At 63.8% G+C, this 23202-nt stretch carries 19 protein-coding genes and 1 tRNA gene; 9 read left to right on the forward strand and 11 right to left on the reverse strand.

Annotated elements, in window-relative coordinates; all coding sequences use genetic code 11:
- Nucleotides 1-14: 14 nt before the first annotated feature.
- Nucleotides 15-1763, forward strand: coding sequence for a dihydroxyacetone kinase subunit DhaL (gene dhaL, locus V6766_RS14890; protein WP_448467714.1), 1749 nt, complete (start codon nt 15-17; stop codon nt 1761-1763).
- A gap of 15 nt (nt 1764-1778) precedes the next feature.
- Here dhaL and V6766_RS14895 read toward each other — a convergent pair whose 3' ends face one another.
- From V6766_RS14895 to V6766_RS14930, 8 genes are all read right to left on the reverse strand, one after another.
- On the reverse strand, nt 1779-2735 hold the full coding sequence (locus tag V6766_RS14895; RefSeq protein ID WP_448467715.1) for a sugar-binding transcriptional regulator: 957 nt from the start codon (nt 2733-2735) through the stop codon (nt 1779-1781).
- Between the two features lie 70 nt (nt 2736-2805).
- Nucleotides 2806-2895: transfer RNA gene (locus V6766_RS14900), tRNA-Ser, on the reverse strand.
- Between the two features lie 110 nt (nt 2896-3005).
- A complete protein-coding gene (locus V6766_RS14905) occupies nt 3006-3899 on the reverse strand; it encodes a carbohydrate kinase family protein (protein ID WP_448467717.1) in 894 nt (297 codons plus the stop codon).
- Nucleotides 3896-4945 (reverse strand): ABC transporter ATP-binding protein, encoded by a 1050-nt coding sequence (locus tag V6766_RS14910; RefSeq protein ID WP_448467719.1) that lies wholly within the window; start codon nt 4943-4945, stop codon nt 3896-3898. Before V6766_RS14910 ends, V6766_RS14905 begins: the two co-directional genes overlap by 4 nt.
- On the reverse strand, nt 4945-6453 hold the full coding sequence (gene argH, locus V6766_RS14915) for an argininosuccinate lyase (RefSeq protein WP_448467721.1): 1509 nt from the start codon (nt 6451-6453) through the stop codon (nt 4945-4947). The genes V6766_RS14910 and argH overlap by 1 nt, the downstream gene beginning before the upstream one ends.
- Before the next feature lie 4 nt (nt 6454-6457).
- A complete protein-coding gene (locus V6766_RS14920; protein WP_448467723.1) occupies nt 6458-7315 on the reverse strand; it encodes a carbohydrate ABC transporter permease in 858 nt (285 codons plus the stop codon).
- Nucleotides 7312-8262 carry a carbohydrate ABC transporter permease gene (locus tag V6766_RS14925; RefSeq protein ID WP_448428389.1) on the reverse strand — a complete coding sequence of 317 codons (951 nt, stop codon included), beginning with the start codon at nt 8260-8262 and terminating at the stop codon, nt 7312-7314. Before V6766_RS14925 ends, V6766_RS14920 begins: the two co-directional genes overlap by 4 nt.
- A 14-nt stretch (nt 8263-8276) precedes the next feature.
- Complete coding sequence (locus V6766_RS14930) at nt 8277-9527, reverse strand: extracellular solute-binding protein (RefSeq protein ID WP_448467725.1); 1251 nt, start codon at nt 9525-9527, stop codon at nt 8277-8279.
- A 261-nt stretch (nt 9528-9788) separates the two neighbouring features.
- On the opposite strand from V6766_RS14930, the gene V6766_RS14935 reads away from it, so the two are divergent.
- From V6766_RS14935 to V6766_RS14945, 3 genes are read left to right on the forward strand one after another with little or no spacing between them, the layout of a single operon-like run.
- Nucleotides 9789-11000 (forward strand): ROK family protein, encoded by a 1212-nt coding sequence (locus V6766_RS14935; RefSeq protein WP_448467727.1) that lies wholly within the window; start codon nt 9789-9791, stop codon nt 10998-11000.
- A gap of 19 nt (nt 11001-11019) precedes the next feature.
- Entirely contained in the window at nt 11020-13395 is a 2376-nt protein-coding gene (locus V6766_RS14940) for a PIG-L family deacetylase (protein ID WP_448467729.1), read from the forward strand.
- 4 nt (nt 13396-13399) lie between these two features.
- Entirely contained in the window at nt 13400-14284 is an 885-nt protein-coding gene (locus V6766_RS14945; protein ID WP_448467731.1) for a DMT family transporter, read from the forward strand.
- Nucleotides 14285-14290: 6 nt separating this feature from the next.
- On the opposite strand, the gene V6766_RS14950 is transcribed toward V6766_RS14945, so the two are convergent.
- The 3 genes from V6766_RS14950 to V6766_RS14960 are packed head-to-tail and all read right to left on the reverse strand — an operon-like array spanning nt 14291 to nt 17398.
- Nucleotides 14291-15283 (reverse strand): MDR family oxidoreductase, encoded by a 993-nt coding sequence (locus V6766_RS14950; RefSeq protein ID WP_448467733.1) that lies wholly within the window; start codon nt 15281-15283, stop codon nt 14291-14293.
- Nucleotides 15280-16275 carry a pseudouridine-5'-phosphate glycosidase gene (locus V6766_RS14955; RefSeq protein ID WP_448467735.1) on the reverse strand — a complete coding sequence of 332 codons (996 nt, stop codon included), beginning with the start codon at nt 16273-16275 and terminating at the stop codon, nt 15280-15282. The genes V6766_RS14950 and V6766_RS14955 overlap by 4 nt, the downstream gene beginning before the upstream one ends.
- Nucleotides 16268-17398, reverse strand: coding sequence for a carbohydrate kinase (locus V6766_RS14960; protein ID WP_448467737.1), 1131 nt, complete (start codon nt 17396-17398; stop codon nt 16268-16270). Before V6766_RS14960 ends, V6766_RS14955 begins: the two co-directional genes overlap by 8 nt.
- A 232-nt stretch (nt 17399-17630) precedes the next feature.
- Between V6766_RS14960 and V6766_RS14965 the strand changes: the two genes are divergently transcribed.
- The 5 genes from V6766_RS14965 (at nt 17631) to V6766_RS14985 (ending at nt 23046) form a co-directional block, all read left to right on the forward strand.
- Nucleotides 17631-18845 (forward strand): NADP-dependent isocitrate dehydrogenase, encoded by a 1215-nt coding sequence (locus V6766_RS14965; RefSeq protein WP_448428374.1) that lies wholly within the window; start codon nt 17631-17633, stop codon nt 18843-18845.
- 243 nt (nt 18846-19088) lie between these two features.
- Nucleotides 19089-20102 carry a GAF domain-containing protein gene (locus V6766_RS14970; protein ID WP_448467739.1) on the forward strand — a complete coding sequence of 338 codons (1014 nt, stop codon included), beginning with the start codon at nt 19089-19091 and terminating at the stop codon, nt 20100-20102.
- Between the two features lie 208 nt (nt 20103-20310).
- Nucleotides 20311-21822, forward strand: a complete 1512-nt coding sequence (gene adh, locus V6766_RS14975; protein WP_448467856.1) for an aldehyde dehydrogenase — start codon at nt 20311-20313, stop codon at nt 21820-21822.
- 77 nt (nt 21823-21899) lie between these two features.
- Nucleotides 21900-22334 carry a DUF779 domain-containing protein gene (locus V6766_RS14980; protein WP_448467741.1) on the forward strand — a complete coding sequence of 145 codons (435 nt, stop codon included), beginning with the start codon at nt 21900-21902 and terminating at the stop codon, nt 22332-22334.
- Nucleotides 22335-22428: 94 nt separating this feature from the next.
- Nucleotides 22429-23046, forward strand: a complete 618-nt coding sequence (locus tag V6766_RS14985; protein WP_448467743.1) for a glutathione S-transferase family protein — start codon at nt 22429-22431, stop codon at nt 23044-23046.
- Nucleotides 23047-23202 lie beyond the last annotated feature (156 nt).

Genomic DNA, 23202 nt, shown 5'->3' on the forward strand with positions numbered 1-23202 from the left:
AAAGTGGAATTCAAATGACCAAGACCAAGAAACTCATCAACGCGCCCGAAGATATCATCCCGCAGCTGATCTCGGGCATGGTCGCGGCGCATCCCGACATGCTGATGCGCGAGGGCGAAACGGGGCGCGCCATTGTCGCCGTGGATGGACCGCGCGACGGCAAGGTGGGCATCGTCGTCGGCGGCGGTTCAGGCCACGAGCCCGCCTTTGCCGGTTATGTGGGGCGCGGCCTTGCGGATGCGGCCGCGGTCGGCAACATCTTCGCCTCTCCCTCGCCCGAACAGATCCTGGACGCGGCCCGCGCGGCCGATGGCGGAGCGGGCGTGGTTTTCCTCTATGGCAACTACACCGGCGACGTGATGAACTTCACCATGGCCGCGGAGGAACTTGAAGCCTCCGGCACGCAGGTGCGCCAGGTGCAGGTGGCGGACGATGTCGCCTCCGCACCGATGGAACGGCGCTCTGAGCGGCGCGGTATTGCCGGCGACTTCTTCGTGTTCAAGATCGCGGGTGCTGCGGCCGATCTCGGCGAACCGCTCGCCCGGGTCGAGGCGCTGGCTCAAAAGGCCAATGACGCAACGCTGTCGATGGGCGTGGCGCTTGGCGCCTGCTCCCTGCCCCAGACCGGCAAACCGAATTTCGAGATCGGCGACGACGAGATGGAAATCGGCATGGGCCTGCACGGTGAGCCGGGCGTGCGCCGCGAAAAGCTGGCCCCGGCCGATACGGTGACGGACGAGCTGATGGAGACCATCCTCGGCGAAATGGCCCCCGCCAAGGGGGACCGCGTCGCCGTGCTCGTCAACGGGCTCGGTTCGACCTCGCTGGTCGAACTCTACATCATCTTTGACAGGCTCAAGCACATCCTGGACGAAAGAGGCATCGAGATCCATCACTCATGGGTGGGCGAATACGCCACCTCGCTGGAAATGGCGGGCGCCTCGATCACGCTCATGAAGCTGGACGACGAGTTGACGCGGCTTCTCGACCATCCCTGCCGCACGCCGGCCCTGACCGTCGGAGCCATCGAGGGCGCCGCGGCAAGCAGCGCCCGATCGATAAGAAGGACGGTCCAGGCCGGAGACGCGCCCGCCAAGGCGAAAGTCGCAACCAATCTGAAGCGCGAAGGGATCATTACCCCCTCCATCTTCCGGGCCATGATGCAGCGGGCTGGCGACGAAATCATCGCCGAGCGCGACTGGCTGTCCGAACTGGATGGCGTCATCGGTGACGGCGATCACGGCGTCACCATGGAAATCGGCTGGAAGGCCGTTCAGGGTGCGCTCGCCAATGCCGAGGAAGACGAGACCATCGAGGGAAGCTGCAAGCGCATGGCCAAGGCCTTCCTCGACGCCGTCGGCGCCTCCTCCGGTCCCCTCTACGCGACGGCCTTCCTGCGTGCGGGTGCAGCGGTCAGCGACCGGCTGAACCTCGATGCCGAGGCGCTTTCGGCGTGGCTTGCCGCAGCGCTTCAGGGCGTGCGCGACCGGGGCCGCGCCGAGCCAGGCGACAAGACGATGATCGACGCCTGGGTGCCGGCGGTGGAGCGCGCGCAGCAGGCCGCCGCCAATGGATCGGAGCTCGATGTCATCAATGCCGCCCGCGACGGCGCGGAAGCCGGCATGAAGGCGACGGCGGATCTTGAATCCCGCCGCGGCCGTTCGGCCAAGCTCGGTGCGCGCTCAAAGGGCCATATCGACCCGGGCGCGGCGTCGACATGGGTCACGCTGCGGGCCATGGCCGCCGCCCTGGCAGAGGCCTAGGCTCAAGCATGAAATCTACCGTGGCCCGGCCATCAGCGCCCGGGCCACGGCTTCGTTGGTGGCAAGCCGGTTGACATAGCCGCCGCGCAGGATCGCCCGGATGATCTGCACCTTCTCGATGCCGCCGGAGACCAGCATCGACATCGGCTTGAGCTTCATCTTCTCAGGGGCGAGCGCCATGATCGAGTCATTGAGGAAATGATCGACCGGCTGTCCCTGGGCATCCAGGAAACAGCCAAGAAACTCGCCAACCGCGCCCCGTTTCAGGATATCGTCAAGATTGTCCTTCACGACCCTGATCTGCGTCAGCGTCGTGTCCTCGGCAAGCCAGCCGCAGGAGGCGATACCGAGATCGGCGATCTCGGTGCGCGCCAGCACATCCGTCAGCTCGTCGATCAGCAGCAGCGCCTCGCGGCTTTCGGGCGAGGCGCAATAGAGCGGCGCTGTGAGATAATGACATTCGACGCCGAGCTTGCGAGCAAGGCTCGTCGCCACCTCGAACGTGTTGGTGCCGGATGAGCGCGTGGCGCCCCCGGTCAGGCCAACGACCCAACTATTGGCATGCGGGCGCGCGTTCAGCCGACGCACGGCAAAGCTGAGCGTGCGGCCCGTCGCGATGCCGATGCCGAGATCCCGCCGTTCGATCAGGCCGCCGGCCATCGCGCCGGCCGCCTCGCCGATCACCCGTTTCTGTTCCAGAAAATCCTGCACATCGGGCACCACGGTGGCTTCGGCAAGGCCGTAGCGCTCGGCAACCGCTTCGGCTAACGCAATGCAGCCGGTGAGCGGCAGCTTGACATCGATCTGGACGGCTCCGTCCTCGCGCACCTGACCGATGATCTTGTTCACCCTGAGCCTGGTCATGTTCATCCGGGCGGCGATTTCCTGCTGGGTCAGCCCGCCCACGAAGTAGAACCAGGCGACACGCGCGCGTTCAAGCTGTTCCGGAAGGCTGTCGTTCGGATCGTTCACGCTCGGCATTCTCCGCCGCGTAATAAATTATTGTTCTATAACAATAATAAAAATCTACGCCAGACATGGATGGCGGAGAGGAAGGGATTCGAACCCTCGATACCATCTCTGGTATACTCCCTTAGCAGGGGAGCGCCTTCGACCACTCGGCCACCTCTCCGGTCCGGCCCTGATAGGCGTTTTTCGCACGTCGATCAAGACGCTCGTTGTTTTTCCGCTGAAAAAAGCAGGCGTCGTATCCGGGGCGCGGAAACAGGGCGGTCAAAGGGCTCAGACCTTTCGCCGCACGGCGCCGCCGGCGACCTGGACGGCGCGGCTGCCGGCCCGGATCGCGGCGGCAAGGGCGGCGGGCAGTTCCGCCCCGCAAAGCCAGCCATTGACGAAACCGGCGTTGAAGGCATCGCCCGCGCCGGTGGTGTCGACGACCGGGACGGCTTCCGCCGGGTGATGCAGGACGTGCTCGGCGGAAGCGGCATAGCCGCCCCCTTCCCCTGCCTTGATGCTGACACAGGGGAAGCGTGCCTTCAGAACGTCCAGCATAGCGGTCGGGTCGCGCTCGCCGGTGATCGCGCGGGCCTCCTCGAGGTTCGGCAGAAAAACGTCCACGCCCCGGCAATTTTCCAGCAATGACGGATCACCGATCAGCGCATCATCCCAGCTCGGATCGAGCGAGACCGTGAGGCCGGCGGCTTTGGCGCGGGTGACGAGATCCGGCATTTCCGCAAGCGTCGCATATTCAGCGATGTGCAAATGGCGGGCGCGCGGCCAAGCAAGAGCCGCATCAAGCGTGGATGGCTCCGCCGCCCCCGCCCTTCGCGTCAGAAAGGCGCGTTCCGACCCGATCACCGAGGCGACGGTAAGCTGCGGCCCGGCATCATCGGCGCGTTCCACAAAGGAAAGGTCGATGCCGCTGTCTTGAAGCTGGGGATCGATCGCCATCGACATCGCGTCGCGGCCGAGGCGTCCGACAAGGGCTGCATGGCGGCCGACATCGACGAAATGCGCGGCCGAGATGAAGGCCCCGCCGCCGGCGGCAATCGTCAGATCGTCGGCGAACACCTCGCGCCCCAGCACCGGCATGCGCGAAAGCCCGGTAAAGATCAGGTCGCAGTAAATCCGGCCGACGCAGAGGACGGCCGACCTTTCATCATGTCCGGATGTCATCTGCGGCCTAGGCTCTTTTCCGTCTTGGCGTCGAACAGATAGAGTTTTCCCGGCATGACGGCGCATGTGACCGCCGCGCCGACCGCCGGCGACACCGTGCCCGGCGAGGTGGCGATCACGCTCTCGCCGCCGACAACGAGATGCACCATGGTTTCCGGCCCGAGCGGCTCGACCGCCTCGACCTTGCCTTGAAGCGTCAGGATCGCGTCGAGCGGCGCTTCGCCATCAACGACGGCGACGAGATCATGTGGGCGGATGCCGACGAGCACATCGCGGCCTTCCGCGATGGCCTCGCCGGGTTCACCGAGATTTCCGGCCTTCAGCATGTTCATCGACGGCGAGCCGATAAAACGGGCGGTGAACACGTCGGCGGGATGTTCGTAAAGCTCCACCGGCGTGCCGGTCTGCAGAATATTGCCGTCCTTCATCACCACGATCCGGTCGGCCATGGTCATGGCCTCGATCTGGTCGTGGGTGACGTAGACGGTGGTGGTTTTCAGCTCCTGGTGCAGCTTCTTGATCTCGATGCGCATCTGGGCGCGGAGCTGGGCGTCGAGGTTAGACAAGGGCTCGTCGAACAGGAAGGCTGACGGATTGCGCACCATCGCCCTGCCGATCGCGACCCGCTGGCGCTGTCCGCCGGAAAGCGCCGCCGGGCGACGCTCGAGATAATCGGTGAGGCCGAGGATCCGGGCCGTCTCATCGATCCGGGCGTTTTTCTCTTCCTTGGAAAGCTTCGCGGTATAGAGGCCGAAGCCGATGTTCTGGCGCACCGTCAGATGCGGATAGATGGCGTAGTTCTGGAACACCATCGCGATGTTGCGGGCTTTTGGCGCGCGCTCATTGACCACGTCGCCGCCGATCCGGAGCGTGCCGCCGGAGATTTCCTCCAGCCCGGCGATCATGCGGAGGGTCGTCGACTTGCCGCAGCCGGACGGGCCGACGAACACCACGAACTCCCCATCTGCGATTTCCAGATCGATGCCGTGAACCGCTTCGACCTTGTCGTAACGCTTAACCAGTTTTTCCAGTGCGATTGAAGCCATTATGCTTTTCCCCTCAACCGTTCGAAGCGGGCAGCGAGCTCCGCGCTTGCCGCCGCAAGGCGGGCGGCCTGCTTGTCGGCCTGTTGCTGATAGTTCACGAGCGTATGGCGGTAGCCGGCAATGGCGTTGCCGAGCGGCTCTTCCGCCGGCCCGCCGTAACGGGCGCGCACGCTGACAAAATATTCGGGCGAGACGATCTCGCGGAAGGCGGCCTCATCCAGCGCGGTCTCGCGTCCGGCATGGGCGGCGAAGGCCTTGCGGAACGGCGCATAGCCATCGCTTGCGAGTGCGCCGGAGGCGGCAACGACGGCGCGGGCGACGTCGGCGGCAATCTCGTGGGCCTGGCGGAAGGAGAGCTGCTCGCGCCGCACCAGCGAATCCGCAAGCTCGGTGATGGTGATGCAGGAACGGTCAAGATTGGCCGCCACCCGCTCGCCATTGATCCGGACAGCGGAGATCAGGCTGGCCATCAGATCAAGCACCCGGAAGCCTGTCTCGAAGGCCTGATAGCCCATCGCCTGGGTTTCGCCCTCGCTGTCATTCATGTCGGTGAACGGCGTGTTGTGCATCACCGTCAGCACCGTCTGCGCCCGGCCGACCGTCTGGCTTGCGAGATGGCGCATATGTTCGATCGGCACCGGGTTGCGCTTCTGCGGCATGATCGAGGATATCTGTACCAGCGCGTTCGGCACATAGAGCTGGCCGACCTCGAAGCTGGTCCAGAACTGGAAATCCTGGATCAACCGGCCGAGGTGAAGAAACATGAGTTCGAGCGCCGAATAGACGCCGGTCACATAGTCGACGGCGGCGATGCAGCTGTAGGAATTCTGCAGCGGCGCCGAAAACCCTAGCAGCTCCGACATCATATGGCGGTCGATCGGGAACCCAGATGTGGTGATCGCGGCGGCGCCCATCGGCGACAGATCGACCGTCCTGCGGGCCTCGAAAAGCCGCGCGATATCGCGCGACAGCACCTCGATGGCGGCGCCGAGATAATGACCGAAGGTGGTCGGCTGCGCCGGTTGGCCGTGAGTATAGGCAACGATCAGCGTCGCCTTCTCGCGCTCCGCCGTATCGATCATCGCCGAGAGCAAGCCGAGCGCCTTGCCGAGCGCGACGTCGATATAGCGGCGCAGGCCGAGCTTGAACAACGTGTGGTCGATATCGTTGCGCGAGCGGGCAGTGTGCAGGCGTCCGCCGAGATCAGGCCCGAGCCGGGTTTTCAGTTCCTTCTCGATCAGAAAGAAGAAGTCCTCGACCTCGCCGGTATATTCAAGCGCCGAAGGATCGACTTCGGCGTCGATGGCGACCAGCGCGTCGGCAATCTTTCCGGCCTGTTCGGCGGTGAGAATGCCGGTCTCGGCGAGCATCACCAGATGGGCGCGATCGATGGCGCGAAAACCATCGACGAAATGCGTCTTCGCACCGTCGAACAGCGGTTTGAGGACCGTTTCCTTATACACGGGATCGGGAAATTGCGTGGTGTCGTTGTTGGCTGGGTTCTGCATTTTCTTATCCCTTGACGCCTGCCAGCATCACGCCGCGCACGATGTAGCGCTGGAAGATGAGGAAAACGAGAAGCGTCGGTATGGTCGCAAGCGCTGCCCCGGTCATGATCATCTCCCACTGGATCGCGGCTTCGACGGCAAAGCTCGAAAGGCCGACGGGCAGCGTGTAGAGCTCGCTCGAGGTGGTGACGATCAGCGGCCAGAAGAAAGCGGTCCAGTTGCCGAGGAAGGTGAAGATCGCAAGCGCCGAAAGCGCGGGCGCGACGAGCGGCATGGCGATCTTCCACCAGATGACGAACTCGTTCATGCCGTCGATACGGGCGGCTTCCATGAAATCATCCGGCACGCCCTCGAAGAACTGACGCATCAGGAAGGTGCCGAACCCGGTCATCATGCCGGGGAACATGATGCCCCAATAGCTGTCCAGCCAGCCGAAATTGGCCGACATCAGATACCACGGGATCACCAGCATTTCGGTCGGGATCATCAGGGTCGAGAGGATTGCGAGGAAGATGAAGCGGCGGCCGCGGAAGCGGAATTTCGCCAGCGTATAGCCGACAAGACTGTCGAAGAACACGTTCGAGCAGGTGACGATGGTGGCAATCAGCAGCGAGTTGAAGAACCAGCGGCCAAAGCCGGTGGTCGTCAGCACCTTCACATAGTTCGAAAATGTCGGGTCCTGCGGGATCAGCCGCAGGTCATAGACCTGGCTTGCGGGCTTCAGCGAGGTGGAAAACATGAAGAGCAGCGGCGTGATCATGATGATGCCGCCGATGAAGAGCAGCGTCCACATCAGCACCCTGCCCGGCCGCACTTTGCGCTTGTAACGCGAGACCGCGTCCTGTTGGCGAAGTTCGCTCATGACTTGTCCCTCAGGATCCAGAGCTGCAGCAGTGATATGACGAGGAGAATGAGGAAGAGAACCACGGTTTGCGCCGCAGCGTAGCCCATCTGGTAAGACGAAAACGCCGACTGATAGATCATCAGCACGAGCGGCTTGGTGGTGCCAAGCGGACCGCCCGGATCATTCGTGGTCATGTTGTAGACCTGGTCGAAGATCCTCAGGAAACCGATGGATGACAGCACGACCAGAAACACGGTGGTCGGCTTCAAAAGCGGCAGCGTGATCTTGCGCAGGATTGCCCATTCGCCGAGCCCGTCGATCCGCGCGGCCTCGTAAAAGGTCGTCGGAATGGCGCGAAGCCCCGCCATGAAGATGATGATCTGGAAACCGAGGCCGGCCCAGATTGCCGTTACCATGATCGAGGGCAGCGCCTGGGTGGTGGAGCGCAGGAAGGGCTGCTGCGGCAGGCCGAAGGCAGCGAGCACGTCATTGATCACGCCGATGGGAGCCGGCTGATAGAACCAGCGCCAGACCCAGGCCATGGCCGCCGCCGTCGTCAGAAACGGCATGAAATAAAGCGCGCGGATGAGGCCGTGACCGAAGCGCACGCGATCGAGAAAGAAGGCGATGGTGAAGGACAGCACCAGCGAGATCGGCGTACCGAAGATCAGATAGGCGAAGGTGTTCTTGAACACCTGCCAGAAATCCGGATCGGCGAAGAGCTTGGTATAATTCTCGAAGCCGATGAATTTCGGCGGACGCATCAGGTTCCAGTCGGTCAGCGACAGCCGGAAGGCGTCGAGCGTCGGATAGAACCGGATGACGCTGTAAAACAGCACGGGCAGCGCCAGGAAGGTCCAGACCCAGACAAGGCGCTTAGTGTGCATGGAGAAACGGTCGGCAAAGCCGCCGCCTTCGGGGCGGCCGGCGGCCGCCCCTTTGGTGTTTTCCGCCTGAAGAGACATTGGCTCGATCCGGCTTACATCGCGTCGTCGATGATGGCCTGCTCTTCCTCGGCCGCTTCCTTGATGCTGTCGGCGGGCGACTGGCCGTTCAGGAGCACCCGGTTGGCCATGTCGATGGCAACCTGGCGCTGGGCGGCCTCATCCACGAACAGCGTGGTGTGGGCATAGTCGAGGCCCTTGAGGAACGGACCGTAGATCGGGTTCGAGGTGTTCTCGTCCGTGAGCGCCACCGCGCGGCGCGCCGGCAGTTCGCCGACCACATCGAGCCAGATGCTCATGGCTTCGGGCGAGGTCAGATAGGTGAGGAATTTTTCCGCTGCCTCGAGTTCCTCGCCCTCAACCTTGGCGCCGATGCCGTTTGCGAAATAGCTCGAATAGTTGGAGCGCATGCCGTCGGCATTGGCCGGCAGTTCGGTCACGGCCCAGTCGAAATCCTCGATCTGGCTGAAGGAGCCGAGACGGAAGGTGCCGTCAATGGTCATGCCCGCCTTGCCGGCGCGGAAAGCGGCCTGGCCTTCATCCATGAAGCCGGACTGGCCGATCTTATCCACGAGCTGCAGATTGGTATAGAATTCCAGCGCCTCTGTGCCTTCGGGGCTGTCATAGGTCACCTTGCGATAATCATCGGCATAAGGCTCGCCGCCGAACTGGCGCACCAGCACTTCGCGCCACCACTGATGGTCCTGGCCGGCCATGTCGAGCGTCATGCCCTCGGTCACCATATTGCCGGCGTCGTCGAACTTGGCGATGGCCTTCCCGGCGGCGACGAGCTCATCCAGCGTCTGCGGCGGGTTTTCCGGATCGAGACCGGCCTCTTCGAAAAGCTTCTTGTTGTAGAACAGCGCCAGCGAACGCACCGCCGTCGGCAGGCCGTAATATTCGCCGTCGCGCTTCATCGCCGTCACGATCGGAAAGAACTCGCTCTCGATCTGGTCATGCGGGAATGCTTCCTGCGGCAAAGGCTGCAACAGGTTGCCCGCCACGAACTTGTCGAGCCAGCCGTAGAAAAGCTGCATCACGTCCGGACCCTTGCCGGCCATGTTGGCGGCGACGATGCGGGTCTGGTAATCGGCGTAGGGAAAGGTCACCTGCTTGACGGTGATATCCGGATTGGCTTCCTCGAACTTCTCAATCAGCTGATCCATCGCGTTGACGCGGGTCTCATAGATATACTGCCAGTACTCGATCTCGACCGCATTCGCCGGGGCGACGGAATAGAGGCTGATGCCGGACATCAGTCCGGCGAGCAAAACTGCCTTGCGCATAATTCTCTCCACTTCCCATGACGGCCGCCACGGCCCTCTGGGCTTTTGTTCCCGAAAAGCCGTCATCCCTCTCGGTGGCGGCCATTGTTTATCCCTGCCGGCGCCCGCTGTTACGGCGCGCCGGGGACGCCGCAATCCCGACGCCTCGTCATTACGGTCGCGTGACATCGCGGTTTTGTCAATAACATAATCTAATTGAATTAATATATTGACGTTAGAAACGGCGCAGATCAGACTGACGACATCAGAAAGCGGAATGAAATGAACGAGAAGTCGCGCGGGCAGTTCGCCATCGGCAACAATCCGGAACGCAACAGGGAGCACAATCGCCGGGTCGTGCTCGACCTCGTGCGCCAGCATGGGATGCTCGGCCGCATGGAGATCGCGCGCCAGACCCAACTTACCGCCCAGGCCGTCGCCAACATCGTCGACGACCTTGTCGGCTCCGGCCTGCTGATCAGCACCGGCAGGCGCCGTTCCGGCCGCGGCCAGCCGCCGATCCAGTTCGCCGTCAATCCGGAAGGGGCCGCCACGATCGGCGTCGAGATCGCCACCGACCAGATGGTCGTGACCGTGCTCGATCTGACCGGCGTGCTACGCTACAAGCGGATCGTTGCGCTTTCCGACACCACGCCGGAACGCTGCCTGCCGGTATTCGCCCACGAGGTCGAGCGCGCGCGCAGCGCCTTCGATTCGCCTCTGCTCGGCGTCGGCGTGGTGATGCCCGGACCATTCGGCATCGAGGGCATGAGCTTCGTCGGCCCCACCACGCTGCCCGGCTGGAGCGGTATCGACGTGAAGGCCGCGCTGAGCGAGGCCTGCGGCATGGACGTGGCGCTGGAAAACGATGCCGCCGCCGCCGCCGTTGCCGAACGGCTGTTCGGCGCGGGCCATGCGATCTCGCATTTCTGCATGCTCTATTTCGGCACCGGCATCGGCCTTGGCATGATCCAGGACGGCGCGCCCTATCGCGGCGCTTTCGGCAATGCCGGCGAGATCGGCCATGTGCCGGTGGTGCCGTCCGGAAGGCTCTGCCCCTGCGGCCAGCGCGGTTGCCTGGAGCGCTACGCCTCGCTTCACGCGCTTCATGAAAAATTCGACTACTACGGCAAAGAACGACCGCAGATATCTGAAATAGAAGAACTTTTTGAATCCGGTGACAAAGTGGTTGAAGAGTGGATCAACGAGGCGGCTGCCCACCTCTCCACCGTCATCGGTTTGCTCGAAAACATCTTCGACCCGGAAACGATCATCTTCAGCGGCGCGTTTTCCGACAGCGTCATGGATGCGGTGATCGCCCGGTTACCGCCGCTTCCGCCTTCCGTCGCCGCCCGCGCCGGGCGTAAAGAGCCGCGGGTGATGCGCGGCCAGACAGGTCAGTACACGGCCGCGCTGGGTGCTGCCGCCCTGCCGCTTTTCGAAATCCTGACACCGAAACTGGAAACATCGCCATCTGACCAACAGGTGGCCTGAAACAATCACGGGGAACAGCATGCTTACGCCGCGCCAGCGCATCGAACAGGAAATGTCGTCTTCCGCCCATGTGCGTCTCTACCGGGCGCTGACGCGGCTGACCTCGCCGGTGACGATGATGAACACCGGCGCCCACCCCGATGACGAACAGTCCGGCATGCTCGCCTGGTTGAGCCTCGGCCTCGGCATGCGGGTGATCATCGCGTGTTCCACGCGCGGCGAAGGCGGGCAGAACGTGCTGGGTCCCGAACGGCTCGGCGCGCTCGGCGTGCTCAGAACCCGCGAACTGGAAGAGGCCGCCCGCGCGCTCGATGCGGATATCCACTGGCTTGGCCACGGCCCGGATGACCCGGTTCACGATTTCGGTTTCTCCAAGGATGGCGATGCCACCTTCGCCCGCTGGGGCGAGGACCTGATCGTTGAGCGGCTGGTGCGCGCCTACCGCGCGGAGCGGCCCGATATCGTGATCCCGACCTTTCTCGACGTGCCGGGCCAGCACGGCCACCACCGCGCCATGACGCGGGCCGCCGAAACCGCGATCCGGCTTGCCGCCGACGAGACCGCCTACCCGGAGCATTTCGCCGAGGGCCTGAAACCCTGGCGGGTTGCGAAATACTACCTGCCGGCATGGTCCGGCGGCGGCGGGACCTATGATGACGACCTGCCCCCGCCCCCCGCAACGCTGACCATTGAGGTCCAGGACAAGGACCCGGTCACCGGCGCCGATTACGACCGCATCGGCGAATGGTCGCGCTATTACCACGCGTCGCAGGGCATGGGCTGGTGGCCGGAACGCCCGGACCATGTCTGGCAGCTCCATTTGCTGCGCGGCGACAAGGCCGGCATGCCGGAGGCCACGATCCTCGACGGCCTGCCGTCGACGCTTGAGGCTCTCACCCCCGAAGGCGCGCTCGGCGCGGCGCTGGCCGTCGTCGATGAGGTGATAGCCGCGGCGCTGGCCGCCTTCCCGAATGCCGATGCCGTGCAGCAGTGCCTTGCCGAGGCGGCGGATCGGATCGAGGCGGCGGAAGCTGCCGCCGACGAGACTTTCCGCACCCTCCATGGCCACCGTCTCGCCCGTAAGCGTGCCGAGATCGAGGCGGCCCTGTTCGAGAGCGCGCAGATCTTCGAGCGGGCCTATGGCGAGGTCGACTATCTGACGCCCGGCGGAACCGCGACGCTGACGGTCGTGCTCGCCGAGGGCGCGGACGCCACCGTGACGCCGAGCCTGCCGGAGGGCGTCCGCGTCGCCGACGCCACCGTGGCCGATGGCATCCACCGCTTCACGCTTGCCGCAGATGCCGACGCACCGCTTTCCAACCAGTACCCACCGCTCTGGTCCTCGCTTGGCGGCAACGGCCCGGTTTCGGTGACGCTTTCGGCCGGCATCGCCGGACGCGAAGTGACGTGCAGCTTCGACCTAGAAGCCGCCCTTCCGCTTGCGCCTGCCCATTCCGTAACGTTGAAACCAGCCGCATTTATCGTTCCACTTCAAAAGCTTCCGTCGGAACTTTCATTTACCGCTGACACCGACCTGCCACTTCACTTCAAGAGCGTTAACGGTTTCGAGGTCACCGGCGAAGGTGAAAGCTTCAAGATTAAAATACCCTCCAGTCCCTCCGCCGGCCTCACCGTCATGATGCCCGAGATCGACGGCAAGCCGGCGGCCAATATCACCACCTTCAGCTATCCCCATATCGGCCGCAACCGCTTCGTCCGGCCGGAGCTGCTGAACGTTCTGACCCTCGATCTCGAGCTCCCGGAAGGCGCGAAGGTCGGCTATGTCGGCGGCGGCGCGGACAATGTCGGCGTCTGGCTGCAACGCATGGGGCTCGACGTCACCGAACTCGACGCCAACGCCCTTTCCGGCGATCTCTCGGCCTTCACCACGATCGTGATCGGCATCTTCGCCTTCGGCACGCGACCGGACCTTGCGGCGGCCACGAAGAAGCTTCACCGCTTCGTCGAAGACGGCGGCCACCTCGTCACCCTCTACCACCGTCCCTCCGACGGCTGGAACCCGGAGACGACCCCGCCGCGCTATCTGAAGATCGGATCACCATCGCTGCGCTGGCGCGTCACCAATCCGGAGGCCGAGGTCGAGGTGCTGTCGCCCGGCCACACGCTTCTCGCCAGCCCGAACGTCATTGGACCGGAAGACTGGGCCGGCTGGCACAAGGAGCGCGGGCTCTATTTCGCTTCCGAATGGGACGACGCCTACGAGCCGCTGCTCGCCATGCATGATGCCGACGAAAAGCCGCTCACCGGCGCGCTCGTCTCCGCCGTCATCGGCAAGGGCCGGCACACCCATACGAGCCTCGTGCTCCACCACCAGATGGACCGCCTCACCCCCGGCGCCTTCCGGCTGATGGCGAACCTCGTTCAGCCGGCATGATCCCGTGAGCGCCGAGCCAGCGGCACCGCCGACCGAGGATAAGAACGCGGCGGGCCAGGGCGTCGCATGGCTCTTGGCCGACATGACGCTGGTGACCTTCATGAGCGTATTGGTGAAGGCCAACAGCGTCGCCTATCCGGCGATCCAGCTCGTCTTCATCCGCGCCCTGATCGGCCTCGTCTTCATCCTGCCGATGATCGTCCGCAATCGCGCGGCGCTGATGAACATCCGCTATCCGCTGCGCAATGCCTTTCGCGTCTCCTGCAACGCGATCGCGCTGACCTCGAACTTCCTCGCCTTCGCCATGCTGCCGCTCGTGCTGGTGAACGCGCTCGGCTTCACCCGGCCGCTGGTGACCATGGGCCTTGCCGCCCTGCTGCTTGGCGAAAAGGTCAGCCGCCTCCGCTGGCTCGGCGCAGGCCTCGCCTTTGGCGGCGCGCTGATCATCGTCGCGCCCGGCGAAATGGCGTTTCATCCCGGCCTGCTGGTGGTGCTTGCCAGCATCGTCTTCGGCGCGATGGCGACGATCCAGACCCGGCGGCTGAAGGACGAAAGCACGATCGTGATGATGGTATTCTACACCGTCGGCCTCGCGCTGCTGACAGGCATCCCCGCCCTCATGCTGTGGCAGCCCGTGCCGCTCGCCCACTGGCCGGTGCTGGCGCTGATCGGGCTATTGGCGCAGGCCGGACAATATTGCTGGCTGAAAGCCTATCAGAAGAGCGACGCAAGCGTGCTCGCCCCCTTCGGCTACCTCTCGGTGTTCTTCTCCGCCGCCGCCGGTTTCTTCTTCTTCGCCGAGGTGCCCCCACCGCGTATTTTCATCGGCGTGGCGGTGATCCTGCTTGCGCTTCAGGGAACGCGGTGGTTGGAGGCACGGCGGCGATAGGCAGCGCTAAGCCACCTTCACGATCAGCCGGCCGCGCACCTTGCCGGCCAGAATATCTTCGGCGGCCTGGGGCAGGCCCTTAAGATCGATTTCGCCGGCGGTGACGAGGTCGATATGCTCCGGCGTCAGATTGTTCTGCAACAGCCGCCATGCGGCCTCGCGGCGCTTTGGCGGGGCGAACACGGAATCGACGCCGATCAGCGTGACCGCGCGCAATATGTGCGGCATCACGGTTGCGGGAAGATCGGGCCCGCCGGCAAGGCCACAGGCGGCAACCGCGCCGTCGCGCACCGTCTGCGCCAGAACATTGGCAAGCGTGGTCGAGCCGACGCTGTCGACGGCGCCCATCCAGCGCTCCTCCTGCAACGGCCTGCCGGCTTCCGAAAGCGTCTTGCGGTCGATGAAGTCCTTCGCGCCGAGCCGGCGCAGATAGTCATGGGTCTCCGGCCGGCCTGTGGAAGCGGTCACGTGAAAGCCGAGCGCTGAAAGCAGCGCCACCGCATAGGAACCGACGCCGCCGGCCGCCCCCGTGACCAGCACGCTGCCGCCATTTTCTGAAAGATTGCCCCAGGCGAGAAGCTGGTTGACGCAGAGCGCCGCCGTCACGCCCGCCGTGCCGATCGCCATCGCCTGACGCTGGTCGAAGCCGTCCGGCTGCTTCATCAGCCATTCCGGCTTCAGCCGCTGATAGGCCGAGAAAGCGCCCCACTCCGTCTCCGAAAGGCCGGAGCCGGTGGCAATCACGCGGTCGCCGGGCTGAAAGGCATCGCTTGCCGATTCGACCACCGTGCCGGCGACATCGATGCCCGGCACCATCGGAAAGCGCCGCGCGATCCGCCCCTTGCCCGTGACCGCAAGCCCGTCCTTGTAGTTCAGGCTGGAATAATCGACCCGCACCAGCACCGGCAGGGCGGGCAGGTCGTCGCGGGTCAGCTCCGTCATCTCGGCTGCGGGATGGTCCTTGTCGCGGATCAGCAGCGCGGGAAAGGTCTCGGTCATCGCGGTCTCCTCGGGTTCTGCGATTTTGCAACGGAGAGTAACGAGGCGGGCGCGAAACGCAATCCGCCTTCAGGCGGCGCTGCAACCCTTGCGACCGCGATCCGTGCGGCAAGCGCGGCATTGTTCTTCACCAGCGCGATGTTTGCCTTCAGGCTGCGGCCTTCCGACAGCTCGTTGATCCGCGCCAGCAGGAAGGGCGTCAGTTCCTTGCGGGCAATGCCCCGCTCATCGGCCTCGCGCACCGCGTCGTCGATGGTGCCGTCGATGAATTCCGGCGTCAGCGCATCGGCTTCGGGCACCGGATTGGCGATCAGCATGCCGGTTCCGGTGGAGAGCCCGTCATGGGCGATCATGGCGGCGGCGATCTCCTCGGCGCTGTCCAGCCGGTGGTCGGCCTTGAAGCCGCTGGAGCGGGTGAAGAAGGCGGGAAAGTCATCGCTGCGATAGGCGATAACCGGCACGCGCTGGGTTTCGAGATATTCCAGCGTCTTCGCAATATCGAGGATCGATTTGACTCCTGCGCAGATCACCGTCACCGGCGTGCGGCCAAGCTCGGTCAGATCGGCGGAGATATCGAAGGTCTGCTCCGCGCCGCGATGCACGCCGCCGACGCCGCCAGTGGCGAAGATCGGTATGCCGGCCAGTTCTGCGATCTTCATGGTCGCGGAGACCGTGGTGCCCGCCGTCTGGCGCTTGACGATCGCCACCGCGAGGTCGCGGCCGGACGCCTTGACCACGCCGTCCTCGACCTTCGCGAGCCGCTCGATGACGTCGCGGTCGAGGCCGGCATGCAGCCTGCCGTCGATCACGGCGATGGTCGCCGGCACCGCGCCGTTTTCCCTGACCACGGCTTCAACACCGAGCGCGGTTTCGAGATTGGCGGGATAGGGCATGCCGTGGGTGATGATGGTCGATTCCAGCGCCACGACGGGCTTGCCCTGCGCCAGCGCTCCCCTGACCTCCGTGCCGAGGACGATTTCGATGTCAGACACGTGCTTCTCCTTCGAATGGTGCGAGGCGGTGAAGATTGGCCTCGACAAAGTGTGGGGACATTTGCGGATGAACGCTCGCGGCGCTCTCGGTCGTCAGCGCCGCGATCAGCGCGCCGCGCCGCACGGCCTCGTGCAGCGCGTCGCTGTGCAGGTAATGGTGCAGGGTTCCGGCAATCATCGCATCGCCGGCCCCGGTCATATCGACGGGCCGGGCTTCGACCACCGGCACAAGGGTCGCCCCGCCGCCATTGGCAACCACGGCGCCGAGCGTGCCGGATGTGAGAATGACCGCGGACGCACCGGCTTCGATCAGCGCGTTCGCAGCCTTCTTCATACCATTGATATCTTTGGAATAAGTTGATCCGAGATAGGCGGAAGCCTCGTCCAGATTCAGAAACAGCAGGTCGATGCCGGAAAGATCCCTTGGCAGCTTCATCACTTTCGGCGTCGACACCGCGTCGATCGCCAGCTCGAACCGTCCGGCGCGCCTTTGCTCGATCAGCGCGGCAAGGGTCGCGGCCGGCAGATTACAATCGGCGAAGACGAGCCTTGCGGCGGCGAGCGATGGCGCGGCGTTGGCGAGAAGCTCCGGCGTCATGCGGTCGAAGATCGCCATGTCGGCAATGCCATAGGCAAGGTCGCCGCCGGGCTCGAGAATGGCCGCATACTCCGCCGTCCGCTCATCCGGCAACTGAAAGAGATTGGCGACATCGATGCCGCGAGCGCCGAGATGGCGGGCGAGATCGCGCCCGCTTTCATCCGCGCCGACAGCGGAGACGAAGCTGACGCCGGCGCCGAGCGCTGCCAGATTTTCGGCGACATTGCGGGCGACGCCGCCGAAGCTGCGCATGCCCTCAACCGGGTTGGAAGTGCCGGCGATCAGCGGCGCGCGGGCGAGGTATTTACGGTCGATCACCGCCCCGCCGACCACCGCCACCCGCCCCTCTTGCGGCAGCAGATAGCCCCGCCCGAGGATATGGCCCTTCTCGGTCAGCCGCACGACATGGGCTGCCACGGCGGAACGCGACAGGCCGAGTTGGTCGGCCATCTGCTGCTGACCGGCAAACGGGTTCTCCCGGATCAGCGCTAGCAGCGCCTGCTCGGCTTCGCTCAAATCGGTCATGTCACCTTCCCTTGCTGCAGGAATGCGGGCGCTTCATCACGCGAAGGAGCCCTCATAACAATAGTTACATCTATAACACTTGTTACACCGCCAATCCAGAGGCGGAGCCTGCCCATACGCACTTTTCGCAAAGTTTCGACGCGCCATGCCTTTTTTCCCCGCGACCGCGATGCTATAGCCCTCGGGAAACGTTAAAACACGGGCCTTCAGGCCCTGCAGACGAGGAAGAAGCATGACGAAGATCAAGGTGGCTAACCCGGTTGTCGATCTCGACGGCGATGAAATGACGCGCATCATCTGGCAGTTCATCAAGGACAAGCTGATCCTGCCCTATCTCGACCTGCCGATCGAATATTACGACCTGTCGGTCCAGAACCGCGATGCCACCGACGACCAGGTCACCGTCGATGCCGCCAACGCCATCAAGAAGCACGGCGTGGGCATCAAATGCGCGACCATCACGCCCGATGAAGCCCGCGTCGAGGAATTCGGCCTGAAGAAGATGTGGCGTTCGCCGAACGGCACGATCCGCAACATTCTCGGCGGCGTGATCTTCCGCGAGCCGATCATCATGCAGAACGTGCCGCGCCTGGTGCCGGGCTGGACCCAGCCGATCATCGTCGGCCGTCACGCTTTCGGCGACCAGTATCGCGCGACCGACTTCAAGTTCCCCGGCAAGGGCAAGCTTTCGATCAAGTTCGTCGGCGAGGACGGCAAGGAAATCGAGCACGAAGTGTTCGACGCCCCCTCCTCCGGCGTTGCCATGGCGATGTACAATCTCGACGATTCGATCCGCGACTTCGCCCGCGCCTCGCTGAACTACGCCCTGATGCGCGGCGTGCCCTGCTACCTTTCCACCAAGAACACCATCCTCAAGGCCTATGACGGCCGCTTCAAGGACCTGTTCCAGGAAGTCTACGAGAACGAGTTCAAGGCCGAATACGAAAAGAAGAAGATCTGGTACGAGCATCGCCTGATCGACGACATGGTCGCGGCCGCCCTGAAGTGGTCCGGCGGCTATGTCTGGGCCTGCAAGAACTATGACGGCGACGTCCAGTCCGACATCGTCGCCCAAGGCTTCGGCTCGCTCGGCCTGATGACCTCGGTTCTGATGACGCCGGACGGCAAGACGGTGGAAGCCGAAGCCGCCCACGGCACGGTGACCCGCCACTACCGCCAGCACCAGAAGGGCCAGGAAACCTCGACCAACTCGATCGCGTCGATCTTCGCCTGGACGCGCGGCCTCGCCCATCGCGGCAAGCTCGACGACAACCAGGACCTGATCCACTTCGCCGAAACGCTGGAAAAGGTCTGCGTCGACACCGTCGAAAGCGGCCACATGACCAAGGACCTAGCGCTCTTGATCGGCCCCGACCAGCCCTGGCTCTCCACCACGGCGTTCCTCGACAAGATCGACGAAAACCTCCAGAAGGCCATGGCCGCCTGAGGCCGACGCCTTTTGCGATAAATACCGAAAACCCGGCCCTCGCGCCGGGTTTTTGCTCGCCAGAATGGGGCGCTTCACCCGCGGACCGGTGGCGGAAAACCCGCCGCCTCACCAAAGTCTGATATGCGTTCGCGCCGAAATGCCTTCACTCTCGCTTCATTTTGGATCACAATATCCGTCTAAACCGCCGAGGAAGCCGGTAGCGGCACCACAGATGCGCGCCGGAAGCGGGAGGAGACAGCGATGGCTTATATGTCAAGGCCGCCGGCAAGCCGTGCCCATGCCGACATCGTGACCGCGACGGCGCTGTCGGCCAACGGGCCGGCGCGCTCGCCTGTCGCAGCATCATGGTGGCGCTCGCTCGTTCAGCACGGGCTCGATCCGGCCAGCGCCAGAACGCGTCGCGCCGAGACGCTATCCGAACTGGAATTACGGCAGCGGATTGAGAAATCCGACCTTCTGATGCATGTCGCCCGTGCCCGGCTCGACCATCTCTACAAATGCGTCTCGTTGTCTGCCTGCGGCGTTTTCCTGAGCGATGCCGATGGCGTGGTTATCGACGCCCGCTGGCGCAGCGGCGACCAGTCGAGTTTCGAAAGCTGGGGTCTGACCCCTGGCCGAAGCTGGTCGGAGGCCGCCGTCGGCACGAACGGCATCGGCACCTGCCTTGCGGAGGAACGGCCGCTCATCATTCATCGCGACGAGCACTTTCTGGACCGCAACATCGCCATGAGCTGCATCGACGCGCCGATTTACGGGGCGGATGGCCGGCTGATCGGCGCGCTCGATATCTCCTCTGCCCGCAGCGACCAGACCGCTTCCGCCAACCAGCTCATCGCCGCGCTCGTGCGCCAGGCCGCGCGGCAAATCGAGGCGGACTGCTTCCGCCACGATCACAACGGTCAGCGAATCATTCTCGTGGATGATGACGATGACAGGGAATCCACCGGCAGCGATGCCGCCGCGCTTGTCGCCGTCGATGAGAACGACCTCGTGATCGGCGCAACCCGCGCCGCGCGGCTGGCGCTGGGCCTTGTGCCCGCGGGCCGGTTCTCCCCGGTCCCGGCCGACGACCTGCTGGCGAAAGGGGCTCCGGAGAGCGGTTTAGCCTCGGCGGAACGCTCCGCCATCCTCAAGGCGCTCGCGCGCCGCCACGGCAATGCAAGCCGCGCTGCTGAGGATCTTGGCATTGGCCGCGCAACGCTTTATCGCCGCATGAAGCGCCTCGGCCTGCAATCGCGATTCGAACAGAACTAGACGGAAACGGCTCCTTTTGGGCGAAGCAGCCCGTTCCACCACAACCTCCTCACCAGAGCAACATCTTTGGCGCGGAAAACTGTCTCAATTGCGAGACAGTCTCCGTTCTCTGCCGGTTCGCGGCGGATGACAAACAGCGATCATCGGTCGAAACTTGGCCCATCACCAAGGTTCAGCATGATTTCTGGGAGGAACTGTTATGAACGAGATGAGCAAACCCGAAGGGCTTTTGAAATCCCCCTTCAAGGACCGTTATGACAATTTCATCGGCGGCAAGTTCGTACCGCCGAAAAACGGCCGCTATTTTACCAACACAACGCCGATCACCGGGGCCGCGATCAACGAGATTGCCCGTTCCGATGCTGCCGATATCGAGCTGGCGCTTGATGCCGCCCACGCGGCAAAGGCCAAATGGGGCGCGACGGCCCCGGCCGAACGCGCCCGCGCGCTGCTGAAGATCGCGGATGTGATCGAAGCCAACCTGCCCTTCATCGCCACCTGCGAGACCTGGGACAATGGCAAACCGATCCGCGAGACCATGAACGCGGATATCCCGCTTGCCGCCGACCATTTCCGCTACTTTGCCTCGGCGCTGCGCGCCCAGGAAGGCACGATGAGTGAGATCGACGACGACACCGTCGCCTATCACTTCCATGAACCGCTCGGCGTGGTCGGCCAGATCATTCCCTGGAACTTCCCGATCCTGATGGCCGCCTGGAAGCTGGCCCCGGCGATTGCCGCCGGCAACTGCGTGGTGCTGAAGCCCGCCGAACAGACGCCTGCCTCGATCCTGGTGGTGGCGGAACTGATCGCCGACATCCTGCCGCCGGGCGTGCTCAACATCGTCAACGGCTTCGGTCTTGAAGCCGGCAAGCCGCTGGCGCAGAGCCCGCGCATCTCCAAGATCGCGTTTACCGGCGAGACCACGACCGGCCGGCTGATCATGCAATATGCCACCGAAAACCTCATTCCGGTGACGCTGGAGCTTGGCGGCAAATCACCCAACATCTTCTTCCAGGATGTGATGCGCGAGGACGACGGCTTCCTCGACAAGGCGGTCGAAGGCTTCGTGTTCTTCGCGCTCAACCAGGGCGAGGTCTGCACCTGCCCGTCCCGCGCGCTGATCCAGGAAGACATCTACGACGCCTTCATGGAAAAGGCGATTGCCCGCACCAAGGCGATCATCCAGGGCGACCCGCGGGCCGACAACACCATGATCGGCGCGCAGGCATCGAGCGAGCAGAAGGAGAAGATCCTCTCCTACTTCGATATCGGCCGTCAGGAAGGCGCGGAGGTGCTTTTGGGCGGCGCTGCGGCTGACCTCGGCGGAGAGCTGTCGAATGGATATTACATCCAGCCGACGATCCTGAAGGGCCACAACAAGATGCGGGTGTTCCAGGAGGAAATCTTCGGGCCCGTCGTCTCCGTCACCACCTTCAAGGATGAGGCGGAAGCGCTCGAGATCGCCAACGACACGCTCTATGGTCTTGGCGCCGGCGTGTGGTCGCGCGATGCCAATACCTGCTACCGCTTCGGCCGCCATATCCAGGCCGGGCGCGTCTGGGTCAACAACTACCACGCCTATCCGGCACACGCGGCCTTCGGCGGCTACAAGCAGTCGGGCATCGGGCGCGAGACCCACAAGATGATGCTCGACCACTATCAGCAGACCAAGAACCTGCTGGTCAGCTACAGCACTGAAAAAGTCGGCTTCTTCTGAGGCCAGGGGAATCCTCCCAGGTGGCGGGCGGAGCTTCGGCTTCGCCCGTTCGCTTTCGGTTCAACAAGGAGACGGATATGGAAAAGCCTGACATCCGCTGCGTCACCGATGCCGACCTGCCTGCCGGCGCCGAAAAGGGCAGCCGGGTAACCGCGACGCTTGCGGCGCGTGAGCTCATCCGCGAGATCAAGGCCGACCACGGCGAGATCATGTTCCACCAGTCCGGCGGCTGCTGCGACGGCTCGTCGCCGATGTGCTATCCGAAAGCCGAATTTCACCTCGGCAGCGGCGACGTTCTGCTTGGCGAAGTGGAAGGAGCGGAAGTCTGGATATCCGGCCCGCAGTTCCAGGCCTGGAAACACACCCAGTTAATCCTCGACGTGGTGCCCGGTCGCGGCGGCATGTTCAGCCTTGATAACGGCCGCGAGAAGCGGTTTCTGACCCGGTCCCGCGTTCTGAGCGACGACGAGCAGGCGGCACTGGGAGAGGCCGGCGGCAAGAGCGGCTCCTGACGCTGTACCGACGTCCGAGCCGACGCTCATCATTTAGGTCTTGATTTTCCGCCACCGCCCATATAGAACATAACACGAACATCAAGGGGGACGGATGAGCAAGATCACATTTTACACAAACCCGCTATCGCGCGCGCGGATCGCCCGCTGGATGCTGGAGGAAGTCGGGGCCGATTATGAGCCCCGCATCCTGACCTATAACGGCACGATGAAGGAACCGGCCTATCTGGCCATCAACCCGATGGGCAAGGTGCCGGCGATTGTCCATGACGGCAATGTGGTGACGGAATGCGCGGCGATCTGCGCCTATCTCGCCGACGCCTTTCCCGAGGCCGGGCTTGCGCCGCCGCCCTCCGAGCGCGCTTCCTATTACCGCTGGCTGTTCTTCGCCGCAGGCCCGTTCGAAGCAGCCATCGTCAACAACAGTTTCGGCTTTGTCGTGCCCGCGGAACGGGAACGCTCGGTCGGCTACGGCAACTTCGAGCATGTCATGGATACGCTCGACAAATTGCTGTCGGAAAACCGCTTCGTTGCCGGCGACAACTTCACCGCCGCCGACGTCTATGTCGGCGCGCAGGTCATGTGGGGCCTGCAGTTCGGCACGATCGACAAGCGAGACTCCTTCGCGGCCTATGCCGAACGCATTGCCGCCCGACCGGCTTTGATCCGCGCCAGCAAGCTGGATGACGAGGCCGCGGCGGCAGCGGGCTGACACGACGAAAAACAACGCTGCCGGTCAAACGGCGTCCAGTTTGCTGACAGAAGTCTCCCACATTCCGGGTCATCCTCGGGCTTGACCCGAGGATCCAGGCCGCACGGCAAGGGCTCGCCATAAATCTTCGCAAATTCAGCGACTTAATTCGCCTGG

It is taken from the genome of Martelella sp. AMO21009, from assembly GCF_053484295.1.